Here is a 5,835-nt window from a genome sequence, read left to right on the forward strand (position 1 = left end):
TTTCCTTTAAAATGATTCATCGTCATTCCTCCTGCTATCTTTTTCTATTATTCTACCTTATTTGATAGTAGATTTAAAACTTTGCAACAGAACCCTTTTTAGCATCTAAGTGTGTGTGTGATGAAATCACGCTCAAAACACGCCAAAAATCGCCCCTTAGCGTCTTGTTTTAAACTGCCAGGCTTTCGGCCTAACGATTACCTCCCCCACCTGTTAATGGCCGTGGTCGCCCTTCGGGCACCTATACACTTAGCAATAGGTGGTATCCCTAGCCCGATTTTTTCGAAATCGCTCAGGCAGAACGTGTCCCCTTGGTCCCAATTTAATGGCAGCAGCTTGTCCCCTACAATTTTAGTTAAAATTTCTAACCTATATAATATTTAGGACTAGCATAGATATCTTATTAAACGTTGTAAACCCCATTTTAAAAACAGTATGCACGCATACAAGAATGCACACATGCATGCATACATGAATACAAGTATGCTTATATATTGACATTTTAAGATACTTTACTGTTTGGATTTTTATTGCTAAAATTCATATGCATGCATATATACAAATATGCTAATATGCGCGAATGCACGCATGCTGTTTTTTTAGGAAGGGAGAATTTAGTATATGAAGAGTATTACATTTGGAAATATGAAAGGTGGTACGGGAAAAACCACTAGTTCGTCAATGGTATCTTTCTGTTTAAGTAAATTAGGATACAAAACATTATTAGTCGATATGGATCCACAAGGAAATGCAACTAGTTTAATGATGAAAACACAAACCTTAAATAACAATACTATAATAGCTTTTGAGAAAACATTAATGTCTGCAATTGCAGATAACGATCTACAATCTATAGTCACTAATATTATGCCTAATCTATATTTATTACCTTCTTATGCTGATTTTACCTCTTATCCTAGATTCGCAGAGGAATTATATAAAGATAACTATCAAAAACGCGTTTATCATTTTAAGAATTTATTAGAAAATGTTGTATCGGATTTTGATTTCGTTATTTTTGATGTGCCTCCCACTGTTAGTCTTTATCTAGAATCTGCTTTAATATCCTCATCATACGCAATAATTGTTATGCAAACCCAAGAATGGAGCCTAGATGGAGCAAAAACTTTTGATTTATACTTAGATGAGCTATCTGAAGCATATAAACATCATATAGAAGCCATAGGTGTAATGCCCGTTTTAATTAAAAATCGTTCTCAAGTTGAAAAAAAAGTTTTAAATGAAGCTCACGATACTTTTGGAAAAGAAAATGTATTTAACACTATTATACGTAATATGGAGCGAATAAAAAGATACAGTTTAGCAGGGATATCCGATCCTGAAAATGAAACAATTATAACTGACATTCATGATAGACGGGCTCATAAAGAGTATATGGATCTAACAAAAGAAATATTAAAAAGAGTGGAGGAATACTAGGATGGCCTTACAAAAGAAAAGAAAACCTGAACGTATAGAATCTTTCTATCCCAAAAACACTTTTAGTTATATGAATATAGAACAATCTCAAAAACCGAGCCTCGATAATAATGAAAATCCTATTACTCTACCAGAAACCGATTATAGACGTATAAATGGAACAAAATCTAGTTCAGCTAGATTATGGATTGACACTTTGAACAGACTAAACGCTTTAGTAACTATGCAATATGCAGAATCAATTAACGAGTTAATTATAATTATGTTAGATAACTTTGAAGATCGATTAGATGACCATGACAAAACATATCAAGAGTTGCTTTTAAAAATGTACAATACTAAGCGAAAATAAAGAATATAATTATACGTTATAACGTAAATATCATTTCTAACTTTTAACTTTTGGATAAAAATTAATAAACAAAGACTGTATTGTAAAAAAATATATGAGAATTAAAAATAGTACTTACTAATTATAAAAGGAATTAAAAATCCTGAATTGTAAAATTAAGCTAGAAAATTAAATAGGCCATTTGTGGTACACTCAAATCAAATTTCCTAGCATGAAAATAAGGAGAGTGACCACAAATGGCTTACACACATATTACCATGAAAGAACTTGGCTGGATAGAAGTTTATCATCAATTGGGACTCAACCCATCTAAAATCGCTAAAAAGCTTGGACGTTCTAACCAACCCATCTATAACGTTGTTAACTTCCTAAAGGATGGCGGAACAATTGTCGAGTACTTAAATCGTTACAAACGGAATAAATCCAAGTGTGGTGCAAAGAAAAAGACGTTTACAAAAAAACAGGTTGAGTATATTGAAGATCGAGTAGCTGAAGGCTGGTCACCAGATGTTATCATTGGTCGAAATGAAAGAAATCTTGGTTGCTCGGTCAAAACTTTATATCGACGATTTAAAGACAGCTCTTTCTTTGATGTGAAGACCTTACCTATGAAGGGCAAACGCAATCCAAACGGTCATCAGGAAAAACGCGGAAAACAAGGTGATAAAAGGAGTCTAGAAGACCGCAGTAGAGCTTATCCGTCCTTCGAAAATGAATTTGGACATTTAGAAGGCGATACAATCATTGGTAAAAACCACAAGAGCGCTGTGATCACTTTAGCTGAGAGATTTTCTAAGTTGATTATTGCATTAGAAACTCCCGGTCGTAAGGCTAAAGATATTGAAGTAACTTTAAACCGATGGTTTGAAAATCTTCCAAAGAATCTCTTTAAATCGATTACCTTTGATTGTGGCAAGGAATTCTCTAACTGGAAAAACTTAAGCTATCAGCAAGATGTTTCCATTTTCTTTGCAGATCCAGGTTGTCCATCTCAACGTGGCTTAAATGAAAACTCGAATGGATTACTGCGAAGAGATGGATTACATAAACAAATGGATTTCAATGAAGTGGATCAAGAGTTTATAGCCTCAGTAGCTATTCGAAGGAATAAAATCCCTAGGAAATCATTGAACTATAAAACTCCATTGGAAGTTTTTCTTGAGAATGTATCGGGGTTAAATAATTTCTAGCTTAAATTGACAATCGAGGAATTAAAGATTAAAATTTAATTTAAGAAACTAATATGATAAACTAAAATAGAAATTAAGGAGGAATATCATGGATATTGCAAATTTTGGTGTTGAAGAATGGTTAAATGAATGGGAAACAAAAGCCACATATGACTTAGCGCAGAGTACAGTTTCCTCAATGACACTAAGTGAGGCGATTAGTATTGATGGAACGAACCCAGATGATTTTTTTAGGAGTTTATATGATACTAAAATGAACTACGGATACATAGAAGGTTCTCCCGCCTTTAAAGAAGAAGTAGCAAAAATGTACCAAAATGTTGAAAGTAACAATATTCTTCAAACAAATGGTGCAACAGGAGCAAATTTATTAGCACTGTATGCTTTGATTAAACCAGGTGATCATGTAGTCAGCATGTTCCCTACTTATCAACAACTGTATGATATTCCGCGTTCATTTGGAGCGGAAGTTGATTTTGTTTATTTAAATGAAGAAGATGGATGGCGTTTCCCTATCGAAGATTTAGAAAAAGTTATTCGTTCTAATACTAAAATGATAACTTTAAATTCTGCGAATAATCCAACGGGTACGCTAATCAAAGAAGAAGATTTACGTCAAATAGTAAAATTAGCAGAAAAAGTAGGCGCATATATCTTAGTCGATGAAGTATATGCGCCATTTTCAAATCCAAATTCTGTTTCAGTAGTTGACTTGTATGATAAAGGAATTTCTACAAATTCATTGTCAAAAACTTTTTCCATCCCAGGAATAAGAATCGGTTGGACGGCCACATCTAAAGAATTAGCTGATTTATTTCGAAAGTATCGCGATTATACAATGATTTGTAGTGGAATTATCGACGATGCATTGGCTGTCCATGTCTTGAAAAATAGAGACAAAATTTTAAAGAGAAATTATAATTTACTATCTGGAAATCTTAAAAAATTGCAAGAATGGGTTGAGTCAGAGGAATTGGTTTCTTTAGTATATCCTGAATATGTATCAACTTCATTTGTTAAATTTAATGTTCCAGTTCCAATCAAAGAATTTTGTATTGAACTATTAAAAAAAGAAGGGGTGTTACTTGTCCCTGGTTCTTCTTATGAAATTGAAGGACATGTTCGATTAGGATATTGTTGTTCTTCTGAAGTACTGGAAGAAGGATTAAAAAGAATTAGTCGTTTTCTAAATCAATACCGTTAACAATAAAAAAGGGGGAATTTATATGGAAAATACGCAAAAGAAATTAGGTATTTTTGCTTTAACGGCATTAGTTATTTCTTCGTCAATCGGTAGTGGAGTTTTTGGAATATCTACAGACATGGCTGCCTCCACTGCTCCTGGAGCAGCTCTCATAGCTTGGTTTATTGTTGGAGTAGGTGTTTTAATGCTCTGCTTAAGTTTGTTGAATTTATTAAATAAAAAACCAGAGTTAAGTGGTATCTTTTCTTATGCAACTGAAGGGTTTGGACCTTTTTGGGGATTCTTATCTGGTTGGGGTTATTGGTTATCAGCATGGTTGGGTAACGTCGCTTTTGCAACCATGCTGATGAGTGCGGTTGGTTATTTTATTCCTATTTTTAAAAGTGGAAATAATTTACCTTCAATTTTTGTAGCATCTTTAGTTTTATGGTTAATGTTTTTTCTAGTTAACCAAGGAATTGAAAGTGCAGCTATTTTAAATTCAATTATTACTGTATGTAAATTAGTACCACTATTTACCTTTATAGTTATTGCTATCTTTAATTTTGATTTTAATATTTTTGTGAATAATTTTTGGGGAACAAAATCTGGTGGATTTGAAATTTTCAGTATTTGGTCGCAAATAAAAGCAACAATGATGGTTCTAATGTGGGTTTTTGTTGGGATTGAAGGGGCTGCTATGATGGCAGATCGGGCTGAAACAAAAAAAGCAGCAGGTAAATCGACTATTTTAGGCTTGATTGGATTGCTTGTTGTGTATATTACTGCTTCAATTTTACCTTATGGTTTAATGCCTCGAGAACAAATTGTTGCTCTTGGTCAACCAGCTATGGGATATTTATTAGCTTCTATTGTAGGTCCTTGGGGAGCTGCTTTTGTCAATATCGCCTTAATCATCTCTATTATTGGTTGTTGGTTATCATGGACAATGTTACCTGCTGAAACAACGCTATTAATGGCTAAAGATAATTTATTGCCTAAGAAATTTGGTGAAGTGAATAAAAAAGGCGTTCCAACATTTTCTTTATTCTTCATGACTGCTTTAACGCAAGCTTTTGTATTTACCTTGTTATTTACAGATAAAGCATATAATTTTGCTTATTCATTGTGTACAGCGGCAATTTTTGTATCATGGTTATTTGTGACCTTGTATCAAACGAAACTTTCTTATGAGCATAAAGATAAAACTGGCGAAAAAATGCAATTAATCATCGGAATTATAGGTTCTATTTTTTATATTTGGGCTATTTGGGCTTCAGGTATCGGGTACTTGTTACTATGCTTTACTGTTTATATTTTAGGCATATTCTTATATGCTCAAGCACGTAAGGAAATAGGAGAAACAAAAGTATTTTCTAAAGTTGAAATTGTCTTTGTAGGATTGATTATTTTAGGGGCTATTGCGTCAATTATGATGTTAATGAATGGTCAGATTGCTGTTTAAAAGCTTACTATTTTGCTATTCCAATTCAAAAAACATAAAAAATTAGGAGTAATTTTATGAAAAAAATAAATATATATATATTATTATCTTGTGTTTTAATTAATATTTTAGGTTCTGTTGCAAAGTTTTAAATAAAGAATAAAATCCCTTACGGTATCTATGATTTAAGCTGGGATTCCCAATAATACCTTGATTTCAGTACAGA

General features: G+C 32.8%; 5 protein-coding genes. All 5 read left to right on the forward strand.

Annotated elements, in window-relative coordinates; genetic code table 11:
- The first annotated feature begins 621 nt into the window (after positions 1-621).
- The 5 genes from BM057_RS11175 to arcD all read left to right on the forward strand — a co-directional run bounded on the left by BM057_RS11175 (position 622) and on the right by arcD (position 5,630).
- Positions 622-1,440 (forward strand): ParA family protein, encoded by an 819-nt coding sequence (locus BM057_RS11175; RefSeq protein ID WP_092093815.1) that lies wholly within the window; start codon positions 622-624, stop codon positions 1,438-1,440.
- 1 nt (position 1,441) lies between these two features.
- Positions 1,442-1,792: a hypothetical protein gene (locus BM057_RS11180; protein WP_092093817.1), complete on the forward strand. Its 351-nt coding sequence runs from the start codon at positions 1,442-1,444 to the stop codon at positions 1,790-1,792.
- 236 nt (positions 1,793-2,028) lie between these two features.
- On the forward strand, positions 2,029-2,982 hold the full coding sequence (locus BM057_RS11185; RefSeq protein WP_092093819.1) for an IS30 family transposase: 954 nt from the start codon (positions 2,029-2,031) through the stop codon (positions 2,980-2,982).
- An 88-nt stretch (positions 2,983-3,070) separates the two neighbouring features.
- Positions 3,071-4,186, forward strand: a complete 1,116-nt coding sequence (locus BM057_RS11190; protein ID WP_092093821.1) for an aminotransferase — start codon at positions 3,071-3,073, stop codon at positions 4,184-4,186.
- Positions 4,187-4,208: 22 nt separating this feature from the next.
- Positions 4,209-5,630 carry an arginine-ornithine antiporter gene (gene arcD, locus BM057_RS11195; protein ID WP_092093824.1) on the forward strand — a complete coding sequence of 474 codons (1,422 nt, stop codon included), beginning with the start codon at positions 4,209-4,211 and terminating at the stop codon, positions 5,628-5,630.
- Positions 5,631-5,835 lie beyond the last annotated feature (205 nt).

The organism is Pisciglobus halotolerans (genome assembly GCF_900113675.1).
GTDB classification, from domain to species: domain Bacteria; phylum Bacillota; class Bacilli; order Lactobacillales; family Carnobacteriaceae; genus Pisciglobus; species Pisciglobus halotolerans.